Origin of the sequence: Rhizobium pisi (assembly GCF_003938655.1) — a bacterium.
GTDB lineage: Bacteria > Pseudomonadota > Alphaproteobacteria > Rhizobiales > Rhizobiaceae > Rhizobium > Rhizobium pisi.
Window position 1 is genome coordinate 1 of record NZ_RJJT01000026.1, and the last position, 24,413, is coordinate 24,413.

The 24,413-nt window shown below is 62.3% G+C and carries 27 protein-coding genes; 15 read left to right on the plus strand and 12 right to left on the minus strand.

Going from position 1 to position 24,413, the window contains the following annotated elements; all coding sequences use genetic code 11:
* Window positions 1–555 (plus strand): electron transfer flavoprotein subunit alpha/FixB family protein (locus tag EFD55_RS27535; protein WP_148102912.1); only part of this gene is annotated, 555 nt, incomplete at its 5' end.
* A gap of 148 nt (window positions 556–703) precedes the next feature.
* Entirely contained in the window at window positions 704–1,585 is an 882-nt protein-coding gene (locus EFD55_RS27540) for a 3-hydroxybutyryl-CoA dehydrogenase (protein WP_125849432.1), read from the plus strand.
* A gap of 451 nt (window positions 1,586–2,036) precedes the next feature.
* Here EFD55_RS27540 and tlpA read toward each other — a convergent pair whose 3' ends face one another.
* Window positions 2,037–2,699: a thiol:disulfide interchange protein TlpA gene (gene tlpA, locus EFD55_RS27555; protein WP_125849435.1), complete on the minus strand. Its 663-nt coding sequence runs from the start codon at window positions 2,697–2,699 to the stop codon at window positions 2,037–2,039.
* Between the two features lie 26 nt (window positions 2,700–2,725).
* Between tlpA and argH the strand changes: the two genes are divergently transcribed.
* The 4 genes from argH to EFD55_RS27575 all read left to right on the plus strand — a co-directional run bounded on the left by argH (window position 2,726) and on the right by EFD55_RS27575 (window position 8,570).
* Window positions 2,726–4,129: an argininosuccinate lyase gene (gene argH, locus EFD55_RS27560; protein WP_125849439.1), complete on the plus strand. Its 1,404-nt coding sequence runs from the start codon at window positions 2,726–2,728 to the stop codon at window positions 4,127–4,129.
* Window positions 4,130–4,284: 155 nt separating this feature from the next.
* On the plus strand, window positions 4,285–4,479 hold the full coding sequence (gene lptM / locus EFD55_RS27565; RefSeq protein ID WP_125849442.1) for an LPS translocon maturation chaperone LptM: 195 nt from the start codon (window positions 4,285–4,287) through the stop codon (window positions 4,477–4,479).
* An 11-nt stretch (window positions 4,480–4,490) separates the two neighbouring features.
* Window positions 4,491–5,759: a diaminopimelate decarboxylase gene (lysA, locus tag EFD55_RS27570; RefSeq protein WP_125849445.1), complete on the plus strand. Its 1,269-nt coding sequence runs from the start codon at window positions 4,491–4,493 to the stop codon at window positions 5,757–5,759.
* 165 nt (window positions 5,760–5,924) lie between these two features.
* Window positions 5,925–8,570, plus strand: a complete 2,646-nt coding sequence (locus EFD55_RS27575; protein WP_125849448.1) for a TIGR02302 family protein — start codon at window positions 5,925–5,927, stop codon at window positions 8,568–8,570.
* 39 nt (window positions 8,571–8,609) lie between these two features.
* Here the strand turns inward: EFD55_RS27575 and EFD55_RS27580 are convergent, their stop codons facing one another.
* The 3 genes from EFD55_RS27580 to EFD55_RS27590 form a co-directional block, all read right to left on the minus strand.
* Window positions 8,610–8,969, minus strand: a complete 360-nt coding sequence (locus tag EFD55_RS27580) for a response regulator (RefSeq protein ID WP_003543311.1) — start codon at window positions 8,967–8,969, stop codon at window positions 8,610–8,612.
* Window positions 8,970–9,095: 126 nt separating this feature from the next.
* On the minus strand, window positions 9,096–9,638 hold the full coding sequence (gene hpt, locus EFD55_RS27585; protein WP_038691597.1) for a hypoxanthine phosphoribosyltransferase: 543 nt from the start codon (window positions 9,636–9,638) through the stop codon (window positions 9,096–9,098).
* 132 nt (window positions 9,639–9,770) lie between these two features.
* Window positions 9,771–10,424, minus strand: a complete 654-nt coding sequence (locus tag EFD55_RS27590; protein ID WP_125849451.1) for a hypothetical protein — start codon at window positions 10,422–10,424, stop codon at window positions 9,771–9,773.
* A 206-nt stretch (window positions 10,425–10,630) separates the two neighbouring features.
* On the opposite strand from EFD55_RS27590, the gene ftsE reads away from it, so the two are divergent.
* The 4 genes from ftsE to EFD55_RS27610 all read left to right on the plus strand — a co-directional run bounded on the left by ftsE (window position 10,631) and on the right by EFD55_RS27610 (window position 13,967).
* Window positions 10,631–11,290, plus strand: a complete 660-nt coding sequence (ftsE, locus tag EFD55_RS27595; protein ID WP_008527718.1) for a cell division ATP-binding protein FtsE — start codon at window positions 10,631–10,633, stop codon at window positions 11,288–11,290.
* The gene (locus EFD55_RS27600; RefSeq protein ID WP_125849454.1) at window positions 11,283–12,296 is read left to right on the plus strand and encodes a cell division protein FtsX; all 1,014 of its coding nucleotides are present in this window, start codon (window positions 11,283–11,285) and stop codon (window positions 12,294–12,296) included. Before ftsE ends, EFD55_RS27600 begins: the two co-directional genes overlap by 8 nt.
* 68 nt (window positions 12,297–12,364) lie before the next feature.
* On the plus strand, window positions 12,365–13,081 hold the full coding sequence (locus tag EFD55_RS27605; RefSeq protein ID WP_183604869.1) for a YdcF family protein: 717 nt from the start codon (window positions 12,365–12,367) through the stop codon (window positions 13,079–13,081).
* A gap of 88 nt (window positions 13,082–13,169) precedes the next feature.
* Window positions 13,170–13,967, plus strand: coding sequence for a lysophospholipid acyltransferase family protein (locus EFD55_RS27610; protein WP_125849460.1), 798 nt, complete (start codon window positions 13,170–13,172; stop codon window positions 13,965–13,967).
* Window positions 13,968–13,985: 18 nt separating this feature from the next.
* Here EFD55_RS27610 and EFD55_RS27615 read toward each other — a convergent pair whose 3' ends face one another.
* Window positions 13,986–14,516: a gamma-glutamylcyclotransferase gene (locus EFD55_RS27615; protein ID WP_125849463.1), complete on the minus strand. Its 531-nt coding sequence runs from the start codon at window positions 14,514–14,516 to the stop codon at window positions 13,986–13,988.
* 50 nt (window positions 14,517–14,566) lie between these two features.
* On the opposite strand from EFD55_RS27615, the gene EFD55_RS27620 reads away from it, so the two are divergent.
* Window positions 14,567–15,583: a DUF2125 domain-containing protein gene (locus EFD55_RS27620; protein WP_125849466.1), complete on the plus strand. Its 1,017-nt coding sequence runs from the start codon at window positions 14,567–14,569 to the stop codon at window positions 15,581–15,583.
* 27 nt (window positions 15,584–15,610) lie between these two features.
* Here the strand turns inward: EFD55_RS27620 and EFD55_RS27625 are convergent, their stop codons facing one another.
* The 3 genes from EFD55_RS27625 to EFD55_RS27635 form a co-directional block, all read right to left on the minus strand.
* The gene (locus EFD55_RS27625; protein ID WP_125849468.1) at window positions 15,611–16,537 is read right to left on the minus strand and encodes a prephenate/arogenate dehydrogenase family protein; all 927 of its coding nucleotides are present in this window, start codon (window positions 16,535–16,537) and stop codon (window positions 15,611–15,613) included.
* The gene (hisC, locus tag EFD55_RS27630) at window positions 16,534–17,631 is read right to left on the minus strand and encodes a histidinol-phosphate transaminase (protein WP_183736827.1); all 1,098 of its coding nucleotides are present in this window, start codon (window positions 17,629–17,631) and stop codon (window positions 16,534–16,536) included. The genes EFD55_RS27625 and hisC overlap by 4 nt, the downstream gene beginning before the upstream one ends.
* Before the next feature lie 92 nt (window positions 17,632–17,723).
* A complete protein-coding gene (locus EFD55_RS27635; RefSeq protein WP_125849472.1) occupies window positions 17,724–18,500 on the minus strand; it encodes a class I SAM-dependent methyltransferase in 777 nt (258 codons plus the stop codon).
* 53 nt (window positions 18,501–18,553) lie between these two features.
* Here EFD55_RS27635 and gloB point away from each other — a divergent pair, with 53 nt between their 5' ends.
* Window positions 18,554–19,324, plus strand: coding sequence for a hydroxyacylglutathione hydrolase (gloB, locus tag EFD55_RS27640; protein WP_125849475.1), 771 nt, complete (start codon window positions 18,554–18,556; stop codon window positions 19,322–19,324).
* Complete coding sequence (locus EFD55_RS27645; protein WP_125849477.1) at window positions 19,324–19,746, plus strand: cupin domain-containing protein; 423 nt, start codon at window positions 19,324–19,326, stop codon at window positions 19,744–19,746. The genes gloB and EFD55_RS27645 overlap by 1 nt, the downstream gene beginning before the upstream one ends.
* Window positions 19,747–19,750: 4 nt before the next feature.
* On the opposite strand, the gene yddG is transcribed toward EFD55_RS27645, so the two are convergent.
* Both yddG and EFD55_RS27655 read right to left on the minus strand, forming a co-directional pair.
* Window positions 19,751–20,641, minus strand: coding sequence for an aromatic amino acid exporter YddG (gene yddG, locus EFD55_RS27650; protein ID WP_125849480.1), 891 nt, complete (start codon window positions 20,639–20,641; stop codon window positions 19,751–19,753).
* Between the two features lie 30 nt (window positions 20,642–20,671).
* Entirely contained in the window at window positions 20,672–21,451 is a 780-nt protein-coding gene (locus EFD55_RS27655) for a DUF3108 domain-containing protein (protein WP_125849482.1), read from the minus strand.
* Between the two features lie 241 nt (window positions 21,452–21,692).
* Between EFD55_RS27655 and rpmB the strand changes: the two genes are divergently transcribed.
* Both rpmB and EFD55_RS27665 read left to right on the plus strand, forming a co-directional pair.
* On the plus strand, window positions 21,693–21,992 hold the full coding sequence (rpmB, locus tag EFD55_RS27660; protein ID WP_125849484.1) for a 50S ribosomal protein L28: 300 nt from the start codon (window positions 21,693–21,695) through the stop codon (window positions 21,990–21,992).
* A 112-nt stretch (window positions 21,993–22,104) separates the two neighbouring features.
* Entirely contained in the window at window positions 22,105–22,740 is a 636-nt protein-coding gene (locus tag EFD55_RS27665; protein WP_125849486.1) for a VUT family protein, read from the plus strand.
* Window positions 22,741–22,754: 14 nt separating this feature from the next.
* Here the strand turns inward: EFD55_RS27665 and EFD55_RS27670 are convergent, their stop codons facing one another.
* Window positions 22,755–23,321, minus strand: coding sequence for an ATP-binding protein (locus EFD55_RS27670; RefSeq protein WP_125849488.1), 567 nt, complete (start codon window positions 23,319–23,321; stop codon window positions 22,755–22,757).
* A 90-nt stretch (window positions 23,322–23,411) separates the two neighbouring features.
* Window positions 23,412–24,410, minus strand: coding sequence for an esterase-like activity of phytase family protein (locus EFD55_RS27675; RefSeq protein ID WP_125849490.1), 999 nt, complete (start codon window positions 24,408–24,410; stop codon window positions 23,412–23,414).
* Window positions 24,411–24,413: the final 3 nt, after the last annotated feature.

Genomic DNA, 24,413 nt, shown 5'->3' on the forward strand with positions numbered 1-24,413 from the left:
CCGATCTATGCCGGTAACGCCATCCAGACGGTGCAGTCGACGGATGCCAGACGAGTGATCACCGTGCGCACCGCCTCCTTCGCCTCCGCAGCGGAAGGTGGTTCGGCGACCGTCGAGGCGATCCCGGCGATTTCAGATCCGGGTCTGTCGCGCTTTGTCTCCGATGCGCTGTCGGCTTCCGACCGTCCGGAACTGACCTCGGCGAAGATCATCATCTCCGGCGGCCGGGCACTCGGCTCTGCCGAAAAGTTCAAGGAAGTCATCCTGCCGCTCGCTGACAAACTCGGGGCTGCCGTCGGCGCAAGCCGTGCGGCCGTCGATGCCGGTTATGCGCCGAACGACTGGCAGGTCGGCCAGACCGGCAAGGTGGTGGCGCCGCAGCTCTATATCGCCTGCGGCATCTCGGGCGCCATCCAGCATCTGGCCGGCATGAAGGATTCGAAGGTGATCGTCGCCATCAACAAGGACGAGGAAGCGCCGATCTTCCAGGTCGCCGACTACGGCCTCGTCGGTGATCTCTTCGACATCCTGCCGGAATTCGAAAAGGCGCTCTGACTGGGCCAAATGCTTTTCTTTCGCACGTGCGAATGACTGGAAATTTGTCTTTTATCGGGCTACTACTGCTGCCGGGCGATCCTTCGCCCGGCAGTATTGCTAAAATAATGCGGCAACGCGGGGGCGAGTGCCGAGCGGGGGTTTGGAGATGAATGCGGTGTTGAAGAATATTGGGATTATCGGTGCCGGCCAGATGGGCTGCGGCATCGCGCATGTTTCGGCCGCCGCAGGTTACAGGGTTCACATCTACGATCTCTCGCAGGACCGCATCGAATCCGGCCTTGCCACCATCAACGGCAACCTCGCCCGGCTGGTGACGAACGGCAAGATGACCGATGAGGAACGTAAATCGACCTTGTCGCGCATATCAGGTTCCGCCGACGTCAACGATCTTGCTCCGTCGGATCTCGTCATCGAGGCCGCGACCGAGGACGAAAGCGTCAAGCGCAAGATCTACACGCAGGTCTGCCCGGTGCTGAAGCCGGAGGCGCTGCTTGCCACCAACACGTCTTCCCTTTCCATCACCCGGCTGGCCGCCGCCACCGACCGCCCCGAACGCTTCATGGGCATACATTTCATGAACCCGGTGCCTGTCATGAAGCTGGTCGAACTGGTGCGCGGCATCGCGACCGACGAGAAAACCTTCTCCGCCGCCAAGGAATTCGTCGGCACGCTGGAAAAGACCATCACCGTTGCCGAGGACTTTCCGGCTTTCATCGTCAACCGCATCCTGCTGCCGATGATCAACGAGGCGATCTACACGCTCTATGAAGGCGTCGGTACGGTCGATGCCATCGATACGGCGATGAAGCTTGGCGCCAATCATCCCATGGGGCCGCTCCAGCTTGCCGATTTCATCGGCCTCGACACCTGCCTCTCGATCATGCAGGTGCTCCATGACGGCCTGGCCGACTCGAAATACCGTCCCTGTCCGCTGCTGGTGAAATATGTCGAAGCCGGCTGGCTCGGACGCAAATCCGGTCGCGGCTTCTACGACTATCGCGGCGAAGTGCCGGTCCCCACCCGCTAAAACGGATCATCGCCAGAACAGGCGAATGGAACAAATGCCGGCGAAATGCTTTCCTTGCCATGAAGGGGAGGAAACACCATGTCGACCGAAACACCCATGTTCCTGCTGCAATGCTTCGTCCTTATCGGACTTGCGGGTGTGTTCCTCATCAAAGGGGACGGAGATTCCTGACCAGCGTCCTTAGAGCCTTTCCGGGTTAGATTGAAGCATTCTGCCGGAGCAGGTTTTCGTCAGGGCAAAGGCGATTGGCGAAGGGCATACCCCTTGGTACGTCCGAGCCGATCGCCTTTGATCCTGGCGGAAATATGCCCGGCCCTTCGGGTTGGCTGAAACGGGCCGTCTGATCGACCGGCCGGCTTGGCCGTAGAGCTGGGCTACGACGCGCACCGGCCGATCGACCATCCGACTCCGTTTGAGCCAACAGAATGCTTCAATCTAACCCGGAAAGGCTCTAGGACCCGATCGCCCCCTTGATCAGCGCCTTGGCATCCTCGCTGTCCCAGGCGGCGGGGCCGTTCATGGCGGAGATCAGGCAGCCCTTATCGTCGAGCAGCAGCGTGACCGGCAGACCGAATGCGAGGCCTTCCTTCTTCAGGCTGTTGAAGACGCCGATCGTATTGTCGCGGTAAAGCTGTAGCGCATCGACGCCGATTTCGCTCAAGAAAGCCTTCGGCTTCTCATCGTCGCCGGTATCGATATTGACCGGCACGACCTGGAACTTGTCGCTTCCCATATTCTTTTCCAGCGCGTTCAGAGCCGGCATCTCCTCGCGGCAGGGCACGCACCAGGTGGCCCAGAGATTGAGAAGCACGGTCTTGCCGGCGAAATGATCGAGCGTCATCGGTTTGCCGTCCGGGCCATTGAAGGAAACCGCGGTCAGCTTGCGCGGCTCGTTGGCGGCAACCATGGCGGCAACCTGCCCCTTCATGAGCGGCGTCAGATTGGCAGCACGCTCCTTCGTCAGCGGGCATTCGGCCGAAGCGCTATCGCCGATACCATTGCCAATCCCTGTCTCCTTCACGTATACCGCTGCCGCACCGGCAACGACGCCTGCAACGGCGGCGATTGCGATCAGTTTTACGGACGGCAGGCCGAAGGGTTTTTTCGTCGTCATTTCATTCTCCAGGACGGGCATTTTCCATGGCCGAGAACAACACGGACACCAAATCCTCCAACCAGATGTGGGGTGGGCGCTTCGCTTCCGGCCCGGACGCGATCATGGAGGAGATAAATGCCTCGATCGGTTTCGACAAGAAGCTATTCGCGCAGGATATCCGTGGCTCGGTCGCCCATGCGACGATGCTCGCCCATCAGGGGATCATTTCCGCCGAGGATAAGGACAAGATCGTTCACGGGCTAAACACGATCCTGTCAGAAATCGAAAGCGGCAACTTCGAATTTTCGCGTCGGCTCGAAGACATCCACATGAATGTCGAGGCGCGGCTGGCGACGCTGATCGGACCAGCCGCCGGCCGGCTGCATACCGCCCGCTCGCGCAACGACCAGGTGGCACTCGACTTCCGCCTCTGGGTGAAGGAAGAGCTTGAGAAGACCGAACGGATGCTGACCGGCCTGATCGCCGCCTTCCTCGACCGCGCCGAAGAACATGCCGAAAGCGTCATGCCGGGCTTCACCCATCTGCAGACCGCCCAGCCCGTCACCTTCGGCCATCATTGCATGGCCTATGTCGAAATGTTCGGCCGCGACCGCTCGCGCGTGCGCCACGCCATCGAGCATCTGGACGAAAGCCCGATCGGCGCCGCCGCCCTTGCCGGCACCGGCTATCCGATCGACCGCCACATGACGGCCAAGGCGCTCGGCTTCCGTGAGCCGACCCGCAATTCGATCGATACGGTTTCCGACCGCGACTTCGCCATCGAATTCCTCGCAATTGCCGCGATCTCAGCCATGCATCTGTCGCGCCTTGCCGAGGAGATCGTCATCTGGTCGACCCCGCAATTCGGCTTCGTGCGCCTCTCCGACGCCTTCTCGACCGGCTCCTCGATCATGCCGCAGAAGAAAAACCCTGACGCGGCCGAGCTGGTGCGCGCCAAGACCGGCCGCATCAACGGCTCGCTGATCGCGCTGCTGACGATCATGAAGGGCCTGCCACTCGCCTATTCCAAGGACATGCAGGAAGACAAGGAACAGGTCTTCGACGCGGCCGAGAGCCTGGAACTGGCGATCGCCGCCATGACAGGCATGGTGCGCAACATGACCGTCAACACCACACGCATGAAGGCGGCGGCCGGCTCCGGTTTTTCGACGGCGACCGACCTTGCCGATTGGCTGGTGCGCGAAGCAGGCCTCCCCTTCCGCGATGCCCATCACGTCACCGGCCGCGCCGTGGCGCTGGCCGAAAGCAAGGGCTGCGATCTTGCCGAACTGCCGCTCGCCGACCTGCAGGCGATCCATCCCGATATCACCGACAAGGTCTACGACGTCCTAACGGTGGAGGCCTCGGTTGCCAGCCGCAAGAGCTTCGGCGGTACGGCGCCCTCCGAGGTGCGCAAGCAGATCGCCTTCTGGCGCGCCCGCAACTGAGAGATATCGGGCGGGCGAAAACTCGCCCCGCCCTTCCCGCCTGCGCGGGAAAACCGCCCAACAATCAGGGTGCACAAGGCTGTTAAACTTCGCTATGAAGATGTCCATCGTCCCATAGGAATGATGTCCGTCATATGCCGCACAAGAGGATATCCATGCAGAAGAGCTTGCCGCACCTCATCCGCCTGACGGCGGTGCTCGCCGTCATCGGCCTTGCCGTTGCCGGATGCGGGCGCAAAGGCGATCTCGATCCGCCGAGCGCAGCGGCAACCAAGGAAGGCGACTCTTCCAAGCCGACGAAGCAGCCCGGCACCGTCGACAAGCCCTTCCTTCTCGATCCCCTTCTTTAAGGCGCGCACTCGTGAACCACTTCGAATACCGCGACGGCATCCTCCACGCTGAGAACGTTCCCGTTCCCGAAATCGCCAAGGCGGTCGGCACGCCCTTCTACGTCTACTCCACCGCGACGCTGGAGCGCCACTACCGCGTCTTCTCCGAAGCCTTCGCCGATGTCGACTCCATGGTCTGCTATGCGATGAAGGCGAATTCGAACCAGGCGGTGCTGAAGACGCTGGGCCGCCTCGGCGCTGGCATCGACGTCGTCTCGGAAGGCGAGCTGCGCCGCGCGCTTACGGCCGGCATTCCGGCGAGCCGCATCATGTTTTCGGGCGTCGGCAAGACGCCGCAGGAAATGGATTTCGCTCTCGAGGCCGGCATCTACTGCTTCAACGTCGAATCCGAGCCGGAACTTGAAATCCTCAACCAGCGCGCCGTCAAGGCTGGCAAGAAGGCGCCGGTTTCCTTCCGGATCAACCCGGATGTCGATGCGAAAACGCATGCGAAGATCTCGACCGGCAAGAAGGAAAACAAGTTCGGCATCTCCTGGGAGCGCGCCCGCGCGATCTATGCCCATGCCGCGAAGCTCCCGGGCATCGAAGTCACCGGCATCGACATGCATATCGGCAGCCAGATCACCGAGCTGCAGCCCTTCGACGACGCCTTCAAGCTGCTGCGCGACCTTGTCGCGACGCTGCGCGCCGACGGTCACACCATCCATCACGTCGATATCGGCGGCGGCCTCGGCGTCCCCTACAAGGACGACAACAATCCGCCGCCGCTGCCCGATGCCTATGCGGCAATCGTCAAGAACCAGCTGCGCGGCCTGGACTGCAAGATCGTCACCGAGCCCGGCCGCCTGATCGTCGGCAATGCCGGCATCCTCGTGACCGAAGTCCTCTATGTGAAGGACGGCGGCGAAAAGACCTTCGTCATCGTTGATGGCGCGATGAACGATCTCATTCGCCCGACGCTTTACGAGGCCTATCATGAGATCCGCCCGGTGACGATTTCAGCGGCGAACGCCCCGCGCATCCGCGCCGACGTGGTCGGCCCCGTCTGCGAGACCGGCGATTATCTGGCGCTCGACCGCGAAATGGCGATGCCGAAGCCCGGCGACCTCATGGCGGTCAGCACCGCCGGCGCCTATGGCGCGGTTCAGGCAGGCACCTATAACAGCCGTCTGCTCGTGCCCGAGGTTCTCGTCAAGGGCGGTGATTTCCATGTGATTCGCCCGCGCAGAACTTATGCCGAGCTGATCAGCCTTGACTCGGTTCCAGCCTGGCTCGACTGAACCGCCCATCACTTTTTGGCGAATAAACGTGAAAAGCCGGCATTACCGGCCGCTCGCCCTCGCCTTCGCCACAAAGAGTGTTATCCTTTCGTTCATGAGCGTATTGCCCCGCAATCGCCGGAAGCGCCCTCTGTACCAGAACGCCAGATCGCGGAGACCGGACTGATGACCAGCCCCTCAAGGCAGAAGAAAGGTGCATTTGCGCTCCGCCCTTCGCTCGCCCGGCTGGTGACGACGAAACGCATGCTGGCGCGCATGGTGCTCTTCTTCGAGCAGTTGCTGCCGCCTCTGATGCCGGTCTTGTCTGTCATTGCCTTCTATCTCTGCGCTTCCTGGTTCGGTCTCTTCCGCAGCGTGCCTGACTGGCTGCGCATCCTGCTGCTGTTAGCCTTTGCCGGCGCCTTCCTTGTCTCGCTCCTCCCCTTCCGCAATCTGCGCTGGCCTGATGTCGCTGACGCCGACCGCATGCTGGAAGAGCGCAACGGCCTGCCGCATCAGCCGGTCACAGTCCAGGAAGACGAGCCGGCCTTCGACTCGCGCTTTGCGCACGTGCTTTGGCGCGAGCACCAGGCGCGCATGGCCGAAAAGATCGCAGCCCTCGAGGCCGGCATGCCGAGGCCTGATATCGCCGCGCATGACCGCTTCGCCCTTCGCGCCATCCCTGCGTTGCTGCTCGTCACCGCCTTCGGCTATTCGCTGTCGATCAACGGCGGCTCGATCGGTGACGCGTTGCAGGCGGCGCCCGAGCAGGTAACGGTCGATCCGGCGGTGCGTATCGACGCCTGGGTGACACCGCCATCCTATACCGGCCGAGCGCCGGTCTATCTGACAGCAGACGGCAGCGAGCAGGCGCCGATCGGCATTCCGCAGTTTTCGGGCCTCACCGTTCGCGTCAGCGGTGGGAAAACGGCCGAGAAAGTCGTGTTCCGCAAGGCGAATGGCGAGGCGCAGGATATTGCGGTGCAGGCGGACACAAAACCGCAACAACCGCCGGCAGCAGCCGGAGGGCAGCCGGATGGCACGCCCGCCAACCAGGCTCTCATCGCCCAGACGCATGTGATGAAGCTCGAGGAAAACGGCGCGCTTGAAGTCAACGGCCGCCGCTGGAGTTTCAACGTTCTGCCCGACAAGGCGCCGGAGATCGCCTTCGATGGCATGCCGAAGCCAAGCGTCAACGGAGCCCTCGAAATCGGCTTCACCGTCAAGGATGATTACGGGGTCCAGGAGGGACATGCAGAGATCGTTCCCGTTGAAACCGATCCGGCCGCAACACCGCTCTATCCGCTGCCGGAATACCGGCTGGATATTCCCCGCCGCAACGCCCGCGACGCCAAGGGCGTCACCAGCCGGAACCTGACCGAACATCCGCTTTCCGGCAAACGCGTGCGCATCACCCTCGTCGCCAAGGATGCCGCCGGCCAGACCGGCCGCAGTCCGCCCCATGAGATGACGTTGCCGTCGCGGCCCTTCAATGAGCCGCTTGCCGCCGCCGTCGCCGAGGAGCGGCAGGTTTTCGCGCTCGACACGCGCAAGATGCCGCAAGCGATCGCGCTGAACGAGGCGCTGACCATTCGTCCGGAGGAGACGATCCCCAAGCTCACCAACTACCTGCTCCTGGAATCCGCCCTGGCGCGGATGAAGCTCGCAAGGGGCGAGGATGCGCTGAAGGATACGGCCCAGTATCTCTGGGAGATCGCGCTCGGCATGGAGGACGGCGATCTTTCGCTTGCCGAACGCAAGCTGCGCGAAGCCCAGCAGAAGCTTGCCGATGCGTTGAACCGCAACGCATCCGACGAGGAGATCAAGAAGCTGATGGATGAGCTGCGCAAGGCGATGCAGGATTACCTGACGGAGCTTGCGGAGCGCATGCAGAACGCGCCGATGCAGCCGAACCAGAATGCGCAGAACATCCTGCGCCAGCAGGATCTGGAACGGATGATGGACCAGATCGAGAATCTCGCCCGCTCGGGCAATCGTGATGCGGCCCAGCAGATGCTGTCGGACTTGCAGCGCATGATGAACAACCTGCAGGCGGGCCGCCCGCAGCGGGGCCAGCAGGGCCAGGAAAACAGCGAAGCCCGCAAGCAGATCGATAAGCTCGGCGAGATCCTACGCGACCAGCAGAAGCTGATGGAACAGACCTTCCGCCTGGATCAGCAGCTCAAGGACCGAATGCAGCGCGGCGACCCGGATATGGGCGAGAACGACCCGCTGCTCGACGAAATGAACCCGGGAGAAAACGGCGAGCCGCAGGATAAGCAGCAAGGCCAGCAGGGCCAGAACCCCTCCGACCAGATGACTGCTGAGCAGCTCAAGGAAGCGCTGAAACAGTTGCGCGCCCAGCAGGATGCGCTCGGCAAGCAGCTCGGTGAACTGCAGAAAAACCTGGGCGATATGGGCATGAAGCCCGGCCCGGGCTTCGGCCAAGCCCAACGCGAGATGGACGGCGCCGGCCGCGAACTCGGCCAGGGCCGCGGCGACACGGCCGTCGAAAACCAGGGTCGCGCGCTGGAAGCCCTTCGCCAGGGCGCCCGCGACATGATGAACCAGATGATGCAGGCACAACGGGGCCAGCAGGGTCAGGGCCTGGACGGTCAGGTTGGCCAGGGCGAGCAGAACGGCCGCGACCCGCTCGGACGGCTGCGGCGTGCCGAGGGCCCGGATTTCGGCGACAACAAGGTGAAGGTTCCCGACGAAATCGACGTTCAGCGCGCCCGGGAAATCCTCGACGCGATCCGCGAGAAGCTCAGCAACAATCCGCCGCAGGAGATGGAACGGCGGTATCTCGAACGTCTTCTGGACATCCAGTAAGCCTCACACCGCCGTGCAATGATCAGGAGGCGCTCGCTTTTAAGCGACGAGCGCCCGGGCAACTGCCTTGCGGATATCAGGAAGCGCGAATGGCTTGGCGACGACGTCGATGATCTTTTCGGCAAGGTCGTCGGCCCGTTCGCGCTGCTCGGCATAGCCGGTCATCAGCAGGATCTTCAGGCCTGGAAAGGCGTCTTTTGCCTGATGGGCGAGTTCGATACCGTCCATCACCGGCATACGGATATCCGAAAGCAGCAGATCGTAGACCCCGTCCTTCAGCTTCTCTAGCCCCTCGGCGCCGTCGGCCGCCTCATCGGTCTCATGACCGTCGAGCCGCAAGGCTCGGGCTACGAAAGACCGCAGGGAGTCCTCGTCTTCCGTAATCAGAATTCTTGCCATATGTGCATTGCTCCGTCTTCAGCCCCGCGACGGAAATCACCAGACTTTCCTTTTCGATCGGTAAAGATGACGAAGCGATGAGCGGAATGGTTAACAACCCGTCTTGATCACCAAACCGCGGGATGCTCAGGCATCTCCGGTAACGACACCGACGAAGGGCAATTCGCGAAAGGCATAGGCGACATCCATGCCGTAGCCGACGACGAAGTAGTCAGGGCATTCGAAGCCGACATAATCGGCCTCCAGCTTTTCCTTGCGCTTGACGCGCTTGTCGAGCAGCACGGCGATCGTGACATTGCGCGCGCCACGCTCGAAAAGCAGCTCCTTGGCAAAGAGCAATGTGCGGCCGGATTCGAGGATATCGTCGATCAGCAGTACATCGCGGCCGTGCACGTCGCTGTCGATATCCTTGACGATGCGCACGCCCTGCGAAACCGTGCCGCTGCCATAGCTCGACAGCGTGATGAATTCGACCTCCGGGGCAAGCCCGGTGTCATGCAGGGCGCGAATCAGGTCGGCGGCGAAAATGAACGACCCCTTGAGCACGGCGATGACGAGCAGGTCCTTGGTAGGACCGTTGGCGATCTCCCGCGCCATCGAATGATTGCGCTCGGCGATCTGCTCGGCGGTGAAGAGCGGCTCGATGTTTTTTCCGCGCACGACAGGCATAAGGGCTTGCTCCATGAAAAGAAGGGTAAGCCGTTAGCACAAATGCGGATCTGAAACAGCCTCGCCGACCATGAAATTAACGCGATTGGCGTGACCCGTGGCGGGAAAGTCGACCATTTTACGTCTCAAGCTCTACGGCAGAAATGAGAGGCGGACCTCCGGCATCTTACCTCCGGCATGCTGGACACGCGCCGAAAAGCCTCGACTCTGGCCGCTGTAGATGACATCGACAGGCGGATCGATGACGATGCTTGCGGTGAGCCGTTCATCGGTCACGAAATCGGCGCGAATCGGATGCACCGTCTGCGTCGTGCCGCTCTCGTTTTCGACGATGCCATTGATGACGAGCACGCGCATGCCGTTCGCATCGCGCGGCGTCACCGTCACATGGGTGAAGTGCAGCGGCGCTCCCGAAGAGGCCCGCTCGCCGGAAAGACCGGAAAAACCGCCTGCAAGCCCGAAGACGAGCACGGCGAGCGCCAGCACCAGCGCCGCGAAACTGCGCATCGAGGCGCGCTGCAGCCAGGATTCCGCCACCCGCAGGGCGGAAGTGGCCGCCGCCAGCATGAATGGCGGCTGCGCGACGCTTGCAGCGGCCATACGACTGCGATTGTCGTTGTGGGTTCTGGCGTTGAATTCCTGCGACCGGACTTTGCCGACCGTCACGAATTCGGCGTCGGAAATATCGGCGGGCCGCGCCCTGCGGTATTGGTGACGTGCGGGTTCCGGCGGCAGGAAATCATATGCCTGGCCCGGCGTCCTGCGGCTGAAGGAGGATGCTTCCATGATGGCTGCCTCGCAGATGTCCACATGGTTTCGATGCCAGGGGAAATCTTGGCATTGAAACGAATCCCGCTCAGTCGTAAATTTTAATGGTTAATGCTTCGCAAAGATTGCCATCAAACGGGCGTCTTTCCGGCAAAATTTACCGGCTGTTAACGGTGTTGGTTAACAAGTCACGCGGTGAAACCCACAACAGACTGAGCTGCCCGTTGATCCACTTCGAGAATGTCGGTTTGCGCTATGGCATGGGCCCGGAAATCCTCCGGGACCTGACCTTCGACATTCCGAAGAAATCCTTTCAGTTCCTGACAGGCCCCTCGGGCGCCGGCAAGACCTCGCTGCTGCGGCTGCTGTTCATGTCGCTGCAGCCGACGCGCGGCCTGATCCGCATGTTTGGGCGCGATATTTCCGAAATTCCCCGTCCCGAGCTGCCGCTGCTGCGCCGCCGCGTCGGCATCGTCTTCCAGGATTTCCGTCTCCTCGACCATTTGACCACCTATGAGAACGTCGCCCTGCCGCTGCGGGTGCGCGGCAAGGAGGAGAGTTCCTACAAGACCGATGTCCTGGAGCTTTTGAAATGGGTCGGCCTCGGCGAGCGCATCAACGTGCTGCCGCCGGTGCTTTCAGGGGGTGAGAAACAGCGCGCCGCAATTGCCCGGGCTCTGATGGACCGGCCCGAAGTGCTGCTCGCCGACGAACCGACGGGCAACGTCGACCCGCCCATGGCCAGGCGCCTGCTCAATCTCTTCCTCGAGCTGAACCGTCTCGGCACCGCCGTCGTGATCGCGACGCACGACCTGGCGCTGATGGAGCAGGTGGAAGCCCGCCGCATGATCCTTTCGGGGGGGCATCTCGATATCTATGACTGAGCCCCCATCCAAAAGCCGGGAGAAGACGCCTGATAAGGCGGAGCAGAAGCGGCCCGAAATGCGCGTGCGCCCGACCGCGCCAATCCTGCCGCCCTCCAACATCCAGGGCAATGCCCTGATGGTGGTCATCGCGATCATGGCCTTTCTCGCCTGCCTGACGCTCGGCGGCGTCAGCATGGTGCGCTCGACGGCAGCAAGCTGGGAGAGCCAGATCTCCCGCGAGATCACCATCCAGATCAAGCCGGACGACAATCTCGACATGGAAAAGGCGCTGACGCAGGCGCGCGACCTGGCCATGACCTTCGTCGGCACCAAGAGCGGCCAGATCGTCGACGAGGCTGCGACCGCCCGCCTGCTCGAACCCTGGCTCGGCCCCGGCCTCGATCTCAAGGACCTGCCCGTTCCCCGCCTCATCGTCGTCACCATCGACGAAAGCAATCCGCCGGATTTCGACGCGATGCGGTCGCTCCTCAAGGACAGCATCCCGCAGGCGAGCCTCGACGATCACCGCACCTGGGTCGATCGGCTGGTGTCCATGGCGCACACGACTGTCATGATCGGCACCGGCATCCTGCTCCTGGTCTTCACGGCAATGGTGCTCACCGTCGTTTTCGCCACGCGTGGCGCGCTGTCGGGCAACCGGCACGTCGTCGAAGTGCTGCATTTCGTCGGCGCCGAGAGCTCCTTCGTCGCCACCGAATTCCAAAAACATTTCCTGAAAATCAGCCTCAAGGGATCGGCGATCGGCAGTGCGCTTGCCGCACTTTTCTTCGCCACGGCCGGCTTCTGGCAGAGCCGCACCCTCGCAACCCCGGAAACGGACCAGGCGACCGCGCTCTTCGGCACCTTTTCCGTCGGCGTGCTCGGTTATGCCGGCATCTTCGCGACGATGATCGTCATCGCACTGCTGACAACCTTCACAGCGCGGCTGACTGTCATGCGGACGATCTACGAAATCGATACGCTGCGGTCGGATCCGACGCGCACCGACGGCATCGCAAGTTGATCGCAACCATGCCGTATTGTCATGAAAAGCGTCTGTTCTGCGCCGCAATCAGCGTATAATCACGATTCATGACCATGGGCCATACGACACACAATTCGACTCGGCAGGACCCGGAGCTTCATCGCCCGGCGGGTCTGCCGCCGCGGCGTGGGCCGGTCCGCCGCCTGCTGCGCTGGGGCGGCTTTGCCTGCGTGCTGGCGATTGCCCTGGTGTTCGGCGGCTTCCTGCGTTTCGCCGATTCCGTGACGACGCTGAAGCCTCCGGCCGAACCGAAGGCGGATGCGATCGTGGTGCTGACCGGCGGCTACCAGCGCATCGACCAGGCCGTGGAGCTGCTGCAGAAGGGCGCCGGCAAGCGGCTGCTGATCTCCGGTGTCCACCCGACGACGACGCCGAGGCAGATCCGCAAGATGACGCAGGGTTCGGCCGATCTCTTTTCCTGCTGCGTCGATATCGGCCATGACGCCATAGACACGATCGGCAACGCCGAAGAGACCTCCAACTGGATCCATGCCAACGGATACAGGAGCGTCATCGTCGTCACCAACAACTATCATATGCCGCGGAGCCTCGCCGAACTCTCCTACGTCGATCCCGACATCGAGTTCATCCCCTATCCGGTGGTCAATTCCGATTTGAAGACCCGCAACTGGTTCACCGACCCGAACGCGATGCGCGTCATGCTCGCCGAATATGTGAAGGTGCTGCTGGCCGGCGCCCGCAACGTCACCGGCTTCGGGCGCCACACCGGGCTGCGCTCGGCAAGCGTTTCCGCCTCGGACTGAGGCTTTTGCACCAGGGCGTCATCAAACGCTTTTTCTGGCGGGCAATATCGTGTAGGCCGGTCGCGTGAGCATGCCTCGGGAAAGTTTCATGATCGCCCTGCGTTCCATTCTCTTCAACACGATCTTCTATGCCAATCTCATCATCCGGATGATCGTGCTCTCGCCCTATTATTTCGTGGTGCCGCGCCTGACGGCCTATGCGATCCCGAAGAACTGGGCACGCTCCAATCACTGGCTGATGCGCATCATCGTCGGCACGACCTTCGAGATCGAAGGTCTGGAAAACCTGCCTGATGGTAGCTACATCCTCGCGCCGAAGCACCAGTCCTTCTGGGATACCTATGCACTGCTGCCCAGGCTCAAGGACCCGGTCTATATCCTGAAGCGTGAGCTGATGTGGATTCCGCTCTTCGGCTGGTATGCGAAGAAGCAGCGCATGATCCCGGTCGACCGTGGCGCCCGCGGCAAGGTGATGGTCGAAGTGCTGAAACGCACGAAGGAAGAGCTTTCGACCGGCCGCCAGCTCATCATCTATCCCGAGGGTACTCGCCGACCGCCGGGGGCCGAGCCGGTCTATAAATTCGGCATTGCCCGCATGTACCGCGATCTCGGCATTCCCGTCGTGCCGGTCGCCATGCATCCCGGTCTTTTCTGGCCGCGGCGGAGTTTCCGGCGCTATCCCGGTCATTTCAAGGTGAAGATCCTGCCGCCAATCATGCCGGGAATGGATCCGGATGCCTTCTTCGCCCATCTGATCGAGGTGACGGAGCGGGCAAGCGACGAGCTCCTCATCGATACGGTCGAGCGCAATCCGCATCTGCCATTGCCGCCGACGGCGGTCGAAAGGCTGACGGAGCTGCGCAGGCTGAAGGCGGCGACGGCCTGAGATCAGAGCCTTTCCCGGTCAGGCGGCCCGCAGTCGCTCCACTTCGCCGGCGACCTGCTCCAGCCAATGGTCGCGAATGCCCATCTGCTTCAGATGTGCAAGGGTGTTGAAGACATAGGCATCGTTCGGGCCGGACTGGCCTTTGGCGACGTTCACCACCTGTGCCGCCTCAACCGCATCAAGGCTCCCCGCATATTGCTCATGATCGCGATCGACGATGTAGGAGACCGCTTCGACCCTGCGGCCGCCCACGAATTGCAGCCGCACCCGGCGCTCCAGATACACGTTGGTGACGAGCTCGCGGGCGCGGAGATAATCGATCACCTCGTCCCATTTTTCCGGCGAAATGCGAAACGCCATGCCGCGGCAGGCCCCGCCCCTGTCGAGGCCGAGAACGAGGCCGGGATTGTCGCGGGTGCCGCGGTGGACGAAAGAGCGAACGCAGAGCGAACGCCTGTAGCCATGCACCCGAGCTTCTGCCCGCTCCAAGAACTCGAAGCCCGGATTCCACATCAGTGAGCCGTAGCCAAATACCCAAAATTCGTCCATATCGCACGCCAGACCGGAATCACATTTGCGACTCACCATTGGAGAACATCATGGCAGCGTCAAGCCGATCCGGCAGCGGCGAATCCAGCAGCAGCAAGAAATTCTGGTTGCTGGGCGGCGGCATCCTCCTGGTAATCGCGCTTTATACCGGCGGCTGGTTCTATGCGGCCTCGGCGCTGAAGACCACAGTGCTGAAAGCGATCGCCCCGCGCGATCAGGCAGGCGTCAGCGGCGAATGCTCCGATATCGAATTCCGCGGCTATCCCTTCCGCATCGGCCTGTTCTGCTCCAAGATCGATGTCGACGACAATGTCAACGGCGTCTCGGCCAGCTTCGGCGCGCTACGCTCAGCGGCGCAGGTCTATGCCCCCGGCCATATCGTCTGGGAGCTCGATTCGCCGGCGGAAATCCGCACCAGCAACGGTCTCTCGATCTCGGCCCAATGGGCGAACCTGCAATCGAGCCTCGTGACCAGGCTGCAAGGCATTGACCGCAGCTCGACCGTCATCGAGGGCCTGAAAGCCACGGCGGTCTCCTCCTTCACCGGCCAGACCATCAGCTTCGATGCCGCCCACACCGAAATTCATCTCCGCCAGAACGGAGCAGATCTCGACGGCGCGATCTCCGTGCAGGATGCAAACACGGCGATCAAGGACTGGCCGCAGATCTTCCCGAAACTCTCCGCCAACATCGATCTCACCCTCGCCGGCAAGGCCGGCCTGATCGACGGCAGCGATCGGAACGGCCTCAACGGCGCCGCCGGCGAGTTGCGCCGCGTCGTCGCCGATATCGGTGACGGCAAGGTGATGACGCTGACCGGTCCCTTCTCCTTCGACGAGCAGGGTTTTCTCTCCGGAAAATTCAAGCTGGAGATCGAACAGCTCGGCCCCTGGGGCGACAGCCTGAAACAGGCCTTCCCGGACATCGCCTCGACCGTCAACACGGCGACGAAGCTGTTGAAGTCGCTGGCCGGAGGCAGCAACAAGGTCTCGGTCGATCTCGTCGTCGATCGCGGCCACGCCACCGTCAGCGGCTTTATCCCGCTCGGCCGGATTCCGCCGATCTAACCGGTCCCGCCTCTCAAGCGCTGGCGGCTACTTCTTATCAAGCGCGTGAGGGCGGCCGAAATCGGGTGCGTCGACATCCTGGCCGGCCTGAATGATCGAGCGGCGGATGGTGCGGGTGCGGGTGAAGAGTTCGAAAATCTTGTCGCCCTCGCCCCAGCGGATCGCGCGCTGCAGATAGGCGAGATCTTCGGAGAAGCGCGCCAGCATTTCGAGGATCGCATCGCGGTTGTGCAGGCAGACGTCGCGCCACATCGTCGGGTCGGAAGCGGCAAGCCGGGTGAAATCGCGAAAGCCGGAGGCCGAATATTTGATGACCTCGGACTCCGTCACCGTCTCCAGATCGTCGGCGGTGCCGACGATGTTATAGGCGATGATATGGGGCAGATGCGAGACGATCGCGAGCACCTTGTCATGGTGCTCGGCATCCATCTCGTCGACCTTCGAACCGAGCGCCTCCCAGAAGCCGCGCAGCCGCTTCAGCGCCGTTTCGTCAGTACCCGCGACCGGCGTGAAGATGCACCAGCGGCCTTCGAAGAGGCCGGGAAAGCCGGCATCCGGCCCGGATTTTTCCGTGCCGGCCAGCGGATGGCCGGGGATGAAATGCACATTGTCAGGCATATGCGGCTGCATCTGCGCGATCACCGAGGCCTTGGTGGAGCCGACATCGGTGACAATAGCCCCCGGCTTCAAGCTTCCCGCGATCTCCTTGGCCACGCTTTCCGAAGCACCGACCGGCACCGAAACGATGATGAGATCAGCATCCCTGACAGCCTCCGCCGAAGACGTCGTGTAGCGGTCGCCGAGGCCGAGCTCTTCGGCCCGCTTCAGCGTATCGGCGCTGCGTGTCGCAACGACGATCTCTTTCGCAAGGCCGAGCCGCCTTATGTCGTAGGCCAGCGAAGAGCCGATCAGGCCGATGCCGATCAGCGCGATGCGATCGAATTGCACGCTCATGCCCGACGTCCCATGAATTCGCCGAGCGCGGCGATGACGCCGCGATTGGCCTCTTCAGGGCCGACGCTCAAGCGCAGCGCGTTGGCGAAACCGTAGCCGCGCATGGCGCGCAGGATGTAACCGCGGCTCATCAGGAACTCGTCGGCATCCGGTGCGCGCTTGCCGTCGATATCGGGGAAATGGATGAGGACGAAATTGGCGACGGAGGGCGTGACTTTCAACCCGATCGCTTCGAGGGCCTCTGTGAGCGTCTCCACCCACATCTGATTGAAAGAGACGGCCTGCTGGACGAAGGCCTGGTCGCGGATGGCCGCGGCACCGGCGGCGATTGCCGCTGCATTCAGGTTGAACGGCGCGCGCACGCGGTTCACCGCATCGACAATGTCGGCGGGCGCATACATCCAGCCGACACGCAGTGCCGCAAGACCGTAGGCCTTCGAAAAGGTGCGGGTCATCACCACATTGGCGTTGGAGGACACGACCTCGATCCCGGCTTCGTAATCGTTGCGGCGCACATATTCGGCGTAAGCCGCATCGAGCACGAGCACGACGTGTTTCGGCAGCCCGGCCTGCAGGCGGCGGATTTCGCTGACGGGAACATAGGTGCCTGTGGGGTTGCCCGGATTGGCGATGAAGACGATCTTTGTCCTTTCGGTCACCGCGGCAAGAATCGCGTCGACATCGACGGTGTGGTTCTTTTCCCTAACGACGACGGGGGTCGCGCCCGCACCCAGGATCTGGATCTTGTAGACGAGGAAGCCGTGCTCGGTGATGATGCCTTCGTCGCCGGCGCCGAGATAGACGTGGCAAAGCAGGCCGAGCAGTTCGTCGGAACCGTTACCGCAGAGGATGTTTGCCGGATTGAGGCCGTGCACGGCGGCGATCGCCTCGCGCAGTTCGATCGCCTGCCCGTCGGGATAACGCCCGAGATTATCGGCAGCCGCCTTGAAGGCTTCGATCGCTTTCGGGCTCGCGCCGAGCGGCGTTTCATTGGACGAAAGCTTGTAGACGCGGGCAACGCCCGGCGCATGTTCCTTGCCCGGCACATAGGCTGCGATATCGAGAATACCGGGACGCGGAACGGGCTTGCTCATCTCAACGCTCATGGGTCGACCTTGGATTTTCCGGAAAATGACCAAGTGGCATTAAAGCGGAATGCGGTTCTTGTCGAGAGCCGGGACCGCGCTCACCGGCTGCGCGTCGTCGGCACGCCGTGGGGTGCGAGAACCGGCACGAAGACACGGCGGGAGGCGCGCGCGGCGACCGGCAGCCCCTGATAGAGCCGCTTCTGCGCCTCGACGATGATGACGCCAGAGAAGGCGGGCCACAGCGTTCGGCCAATCCGCTCGAAGGCGCGGCGAAGACGCAGGATGGCTCTCAGCTTGGAAGGTGGGAAAAACAGCGCCTCGGCCGTGGCCCCCGGCGTGAAATTCGTCTCGCGCAGCAGATGCGTCAGCTGGCCGCGCGAATAGGGCCGGCCGGAGCCGAAGGGCGTATGCTCCATGCGTGCCCAGACCCCGCGCCGGTTCGGCACGACGATAACCAGCCGCCCGCCCGGCGCGAGCACCCGCCAGAGCTCCTTCAGCGTCTCGCGCGGGCTCTCGGCAAATTCCAACGAATGCACCATCAGCACCCGGTCGATCGAGGAGTCCGGTAGCGGCAGTTCCTCGTCAAACACCAGCGTCGTCGACGAAAGCGAGCCCATCGGCCAGTTCACCGCGCCCTGCCCGGCCGGCATGAAGGCGAAGGTTCGCTCGGTATCGGCCTGGAAGCGGTCGAGGAAGGGCACGGCATAGCCGAGGCCGACCAGGCGCTCTTGCGGCAGCCGCACCCAGAGCGACGACAGCGCCATGGCGATCGACTGCTCGGCAAGGCGTCCGAGTTCGGAGTGATAGAACTGACGTAGGTCGACAATATCGGCGTGCATTGCGATAAATGTTATCAGCGGGCTGTTGGACTTCAAGGCCGGACTCTCTACATTCCCGCGAGAGTCGTGGGACAAGGGATTAGTTGAAGATGAAACCTTTGGAATTAGACGTTTTTCTCTGCCGCACCGACAATTTCGGCGTTCTGGTGCACGACGCGGAGACAGGCTTTACCGCGGCGATCGACGCGCCGGAGGAAGCGCCGATTCTGGAAGCGGCGACGCGCCGCGGCTGGAAGATCACCCATATCTTCACCACCCATCACCACACCGATCACGTCGCCGCCAACCTGGCGCTGAAGGAGCGGTTCGGCTGCGAAATCATCGGCCCGATCAACGAGGCGGTCGCCATTCCCGGACTCGACCGGGCGATGGCCGGTGGCGACAGCTTCCTGTTCGGCGATCACACGGTCAACGTCATCGAAACGCCCGGCCATACCGCCGGACACATCTGCTATCACTTCGTCGACGACAAGCTGCTCTTTGCCGCCGACACTTTGTTTGCGCTCGGCTGCGGCCGCCTGTTCGAACGCCCCGCCGCCGATATGTGGCACTCGCTGCAGAAACTCGCCGTGCTCCCGGATGAGACGGCGGTCTATTTCGGCCACGAATATACGCTTTCCAACGCCCGTTTCGCACTGACGGTCGATCCCGACAATGAGCGCCTGAAGCGCCGCGCCGCCGAGATCGAAGCCCTGCGCGCCGAAGGCAAATTCACCATTCCGACGACGCTCGGCTTGGAAAAGGAAACCAATCCGTTCCTGCGCGCCGCCGATCCGGTGATCCGCCGCAATCTGGTCATGGAAGGCAAGACGAACGAGGAGGTCTTTGCCGAGATCCGCAAGCGCAAGGACAATTTTTGATGTCGCCGGAAGAGATCATCCGCGCGCTCGGCATGCAGCCGCATCCTGAAGGCGGCTGGTACATCCAGACCTTCCGCGACACGGCAGGCGGAGAACGGGGCCACTCGACGGCAATCTATTATCTCCTGACCAGGGGACAACGCTCCCACTGGCACCGCGTCCATGACGCAGCCGAGGTCTGGCATCATTACGCCGGCGCGCCGCTGGCGCTGCACCGTTCGGAAGACGGAAGAGCAAGCGAGACCCTGACCCTCGGAACCAATCTTGCTACTGGCGAGCGGCCGCAGGCGGTCATTCCCGCCAATTGGTGGCAATCGGCAGAAACCCTGGGAAATTTCACCCTGGTCGGCTGCACCGTTTCGCCCGGCTTCGAATTTTCGAGCTTCGAGATGGCCCCGCCGGATTGGAAGCCCGGCGGCTGAGAGCCTACTCTGCTGCCGCAGACTGCGCCGGAATTTTGCGGCGGAACATTTCCTGGGCGGCCAGCACCGCTCCGCCGGTAACGAACAGGCAGGCAAGGACAATTCGCCAGCTCGGCTCGGCAAATCCGAACAGCGTCAGGATCAGCGTCGAAAGCAGCGGCGCGGCATAACTTGCCGCGCCGAGGATCTGGATATCGCCGTTCTTGACGCCGTAATCCCAGGCATAGAAGGCAGCCCCGACAGGAAAGAGACCGAGCCCGATGACAGCGCCCCATTCGAAGCTGGTTTCCGGCCAGACGGTCACCTCCAGGCCGAGATGGCTGAAGAGGGACAGGATGGACGTCGCAAGGCAGAACCCGGTGACGACATCCGTGGAGACGGCCTCGAAACGCCGCGTCAGCAGTGAATAGCCCGACCATGTGAAGGCACAGAGGAAGGCGGCGCCATAACCGATCGCATAAGCCCCGTCGAAATCGATGCCGTTGCGGCCGACGATCAGGAAGGTGCCGCAAAGCCCGGCAAGCGCGCCCGCCACGTGATACCAGCGCAGCCGCTCTCCCGGCAGCAGCGCCGAGCCGACCACGATCAGCAGCGGCCAGAGATAGGAGATCAACCCGGCCTCCACCGCCGGCGCGTTGCGAAGCGCGGTGAAATAGAGGAAGTGATAGCCGAAGAGACCCGCAATGCCGGTGACCCAAACCCGGGCAGGCTGCTTCAGCAGTGCCAACCGCGCAGGGTTGAGAACAAGCACGATGAGGCCCGGAATGCTACCGATCGCAAAGCAGATGGCCGAAAGCTGGAATGGCGGCACCTTGCCGGAAGCGGCCGTCAGGAGTGCCAGGAATGACCACATCAGAATGGCCGTAAAACCGATCGCCGTCGCGCGAAGCTTCATCTGTCCCCCTTCACGGAGGCGAAAGCTCCGTCAGCCGACACTGCCGTATTTGACGGCAGTGATCGTCACCATTCCATATTCAGTCGGAATGCGCACATAGACAGGAGCATATACATTTGCCGCGTCCGACTTGGCAAACCAGATTTCCATGCGGTTGCTCTTGCTGAGATAGTCGATGTCCTTGCGGCCCTTCTTGTAGCCGGACCGCGGCACGAAGCGCACGCCGCAGACGACCGCCTTGCCCTTGAAGCCGTCGGTCGAAAAATCCTCGTCGCCCTTCGGCGACAGCACCAGGTCCATACGCGTCTCGCCGTCGAAAATCGGCAGCGTCTGCGAGCAGACGTTGGTATCCCCGGTGAAGACCAGGCCGGAAATCGGATCGAGCACGGAGAGCATGTCGCGCGGCGTGACGTCGATCCAGTTCTTCGGGCGCTTCGGCGGCGGTGTCGTCGTTGCCGAGATAATGTCGCCGTTGCGGTAGCTGACCTCGTAGACACGGGCCTTCTTGCCGCTCTTGTAATAGAGCGAATATTTCAGTGCCTGCAGCTTGTCGTTCCGCACGACGCCGGTGACGCTGGTCTTCGCCGAGATCGTCGTGACGAGGTCGGCAAGGCCGGCGGAATTGATGTCGCCGGCGATCTTGTAGCTGTGATCGTCCTCGATCTGCGTCAGGAACGCGGCGCGCGCGATCGGCAGGCCGGCGAGCGCCACCCGATATTCCGTCCGATGCTGGATTTCGGCCGCCGATGCCGGTATGGCAAGAAGCGCAGCGATGGCCGAAATGAAAATCCGTCTGCCCGAATGAGCCATGAGTGAAGCCTTGTTTTGCCGGGCGCAGGCAGCCCTTGCTGAGCGCTCTATACTCCCGCCGTGAAGGGAAGAAAACAGCAGCTTTTTGACAGAATTGCGGGAAAGGCCAAGGTTTGGCTTGACGGGCGCGGCCTGTCTGACTATAGAACCGCAACTTTCCAATCATGCCTGTTGGATTGCGCGCCTGGTTTTGCCGGGATTGGCAATTCGATGGCCCGAGAAAAACAAGAATAGGTGTTCCATGTCCCGCGTGTGCGAATTGACCGGCAAGGCCGTCCTGACTGGTAACAATGTCAGCCATGCCAACAACAAGACCAAGCGCCGGTTCCTGCCGAACCTGTGCCAGGTTACGCTGATCTCAGACGCTCTCAACCAGCGTTACCGTCTTCGCGTTTCGGCTGCCGCTCTTCGCTCCGTCGAGCACCGTGGCGGTCTCGATGCCTTCCTGCTGAAGGCCAGCGAAAACGACCTCTCGATGCGCGCGCGTCTGCTGCGCCGTCAGATCGTCAAGAAGACCGCCGAAGCCGCTGTTGCAGCGTAAGCTTCTGCCCTTCTTTCATACGGCTTCAAAAGGCTTGAACGGATAATACCGGACAAGCCTTTTGCTTTGCCGGTCTGTCTCTTCAACTGGTGGCATCACCCAGGATAAAAAAATGCTGAAGACCCGCTATACCCTTGCCTATGTCGCCCTGATGACGCTCGTCGTCGTCGCTTCCAACTTCCTCGTCCAGTTTCCGCTGAACGCCGAAGTCGCCGGCATCAACCTTGCCGATATCCTGACCTGGGGCGCCTTCTCCTATCCGGTCGCCTTCCTGATCACCGACCTGACCAACCGCCAGTTCGGCCCGCAGGCCGCCCGCAAGGTCGTCTTTGCCGGTTTCGTCGTCGGCGTTAGCCTCTCCTTCTTCACCTCGGTGCCGCGCATAGCGATCGCCTCCGGCTCGGCCTACCTCGCCGGACAGCTGCTCGATATCGCCGTCTTCAACCGTCTTCGCCGCCAGGCCTGGTGGCGCGCGCCGCTCGTCGGCTCGCTGATCGGCTCGGCGCTCGATACGGTGATGTTCTTCTCGCTTTCCTTTGCCGCATTTTTCGTCTTCCTCGGCCCGAACGAGCCTTTCGCGCTCGAATCGGCTCCGATCCTCGGCGTGTTGGCCGCCGAAGCCCCGCGCTGGATTTCCTGGGCGCTCGGCGATTTCGCCGTGAAGATGATCGTCGGCCTCGTCATGCTGCTTCCTTACGGCGCGCTGATGAACGTGCTGCGGCCGATGCAGCCTGCGCGCGCCGGCTGAGAATCGCCCCGAAATTACCGCCGCCGTCGGACCGCACTGGCAGCGATGGCAGGATGCAGGAGAACTTCTGCGACGAGATCATCGATGTCTCGCGATGAATCGAGCCGCAATACTGGCGCCGTCTGCGTTTCCAGCCATTGCTCATGCGCAGCAAGACTGCGGCGTTCGGGACCGGCCGTATCGTAACTGGCCGCCCATTCCATGAATTCCCCGCTCTTGACTTCCATATCGCCGCCAGGCCCGATCCTTTTTCCGTATCGGGCGATCTCGCGCGCACGGATCCGCGCCATTCGAAGCTCCGGCTCGATCCTGAGAAACACGATCAGATCATAGAGCGGCTCGATCGGCCTCCCCCATTTCAGCGCCGAGCCGGAAAGGACCCAGCCGTCATGGCGCGCCGCCTCGTCGAGCAGCAGCCGGATGCGCTCGTCGGCATCCCTCGGCCTCGTGAACGGCGGATCGGTCGGCAGCCAGAAAAAGTCGTCGGTGTCGAGATGGGCGATATCGAGCTTTTCGGCGAGCGCACGGCCGAGCGATGTCGTGCCGGAACCGGACGCGCCCATGACATGGACATGCACCATGACTTCCCTCCGAATGTTGCTTCCTGATGCCGCAGATCGGCCGATTGCGGCTCATTCCGATAGCCAAGGCATATGACAGCCGTCTGAAGCCTAATCGGAGAGGCGGAATTCCAGCATCAGATTGCGCTGCAGGATCGAATGATTGTCGTCCGACACCAGAATGATATGGGTCGTGCCGTCGGCCGCCTGGAAGGCGTCGAGGCCTTCCATGTTGTCGATCTGCGAGTTGAAATTGCCTTCGAGCAGAAGTTCGCCGTCAACGACGGCGCCCGGCCGGATGTCGGCGCCCTTGATACGCCGAAGGCGCATGCCGATGCCTTCGGCCATGTTGAAGCGGCGCTCCAGCAGCAGCAGATCGCCATTCGGCAGGAAGGCGCCGTCGGTGACATCAAAGGCACCGTCGCGCTCGACCGAGAAACGCCCCTTCAGCGGCCCGCTGAGAATGGCCGCCATCCGGTTGCCCTCACTGTCGAGACCGCGCTCGGAGACGACGACCACGCCCCCTTGCAGCGGGCTGGATGCGGGCGCCACGGTAATGGTCTCGATGCCGCGATTGTCGCTCAGCATCTTGAGCGGAATGAGGATCGGCAGAGTGGCGATCGCACCCGACTCGGCAAAACCGGGATCGGGATAGACATCGACACGATGATCCTGCTCGAAGGAGACCAGCACCCGGTCGCCATCGAGCGCCAGGCCCTCGGCATCCATATGCCCCTTGCCCTCGAAGCTGCGGCCCGAGCGGTTCTTCATCGGCGTGATCTCGACATCCGAAAGACCCGAAAGCCTGCCCTTGGCATCGCGTTCGATGCTGCCGGTCAACCACTGGCCAGTGTCAAGTACGACGACGAAATGCTTTTGGTCCGGCCGGAAGCGAATGGAGGAGAGCGAGCCGAACAGCGCCCTGCTGGAAACCATTTCCAGCCCGCCGAGAAATTCCAGCGAGCCGAATTTCGTCTCCGACGAGCCGATCCTGAAATCCGAAATTTGCCGGCTAATGACCGGCACCTCGGCGCCCGCCCATGCCGGCGAAGCGCCGGCTGCGATGCAGAGGGCGGTCGCAGCCGCGCGGCAAAGGCGCTTGAGCGTCATGCC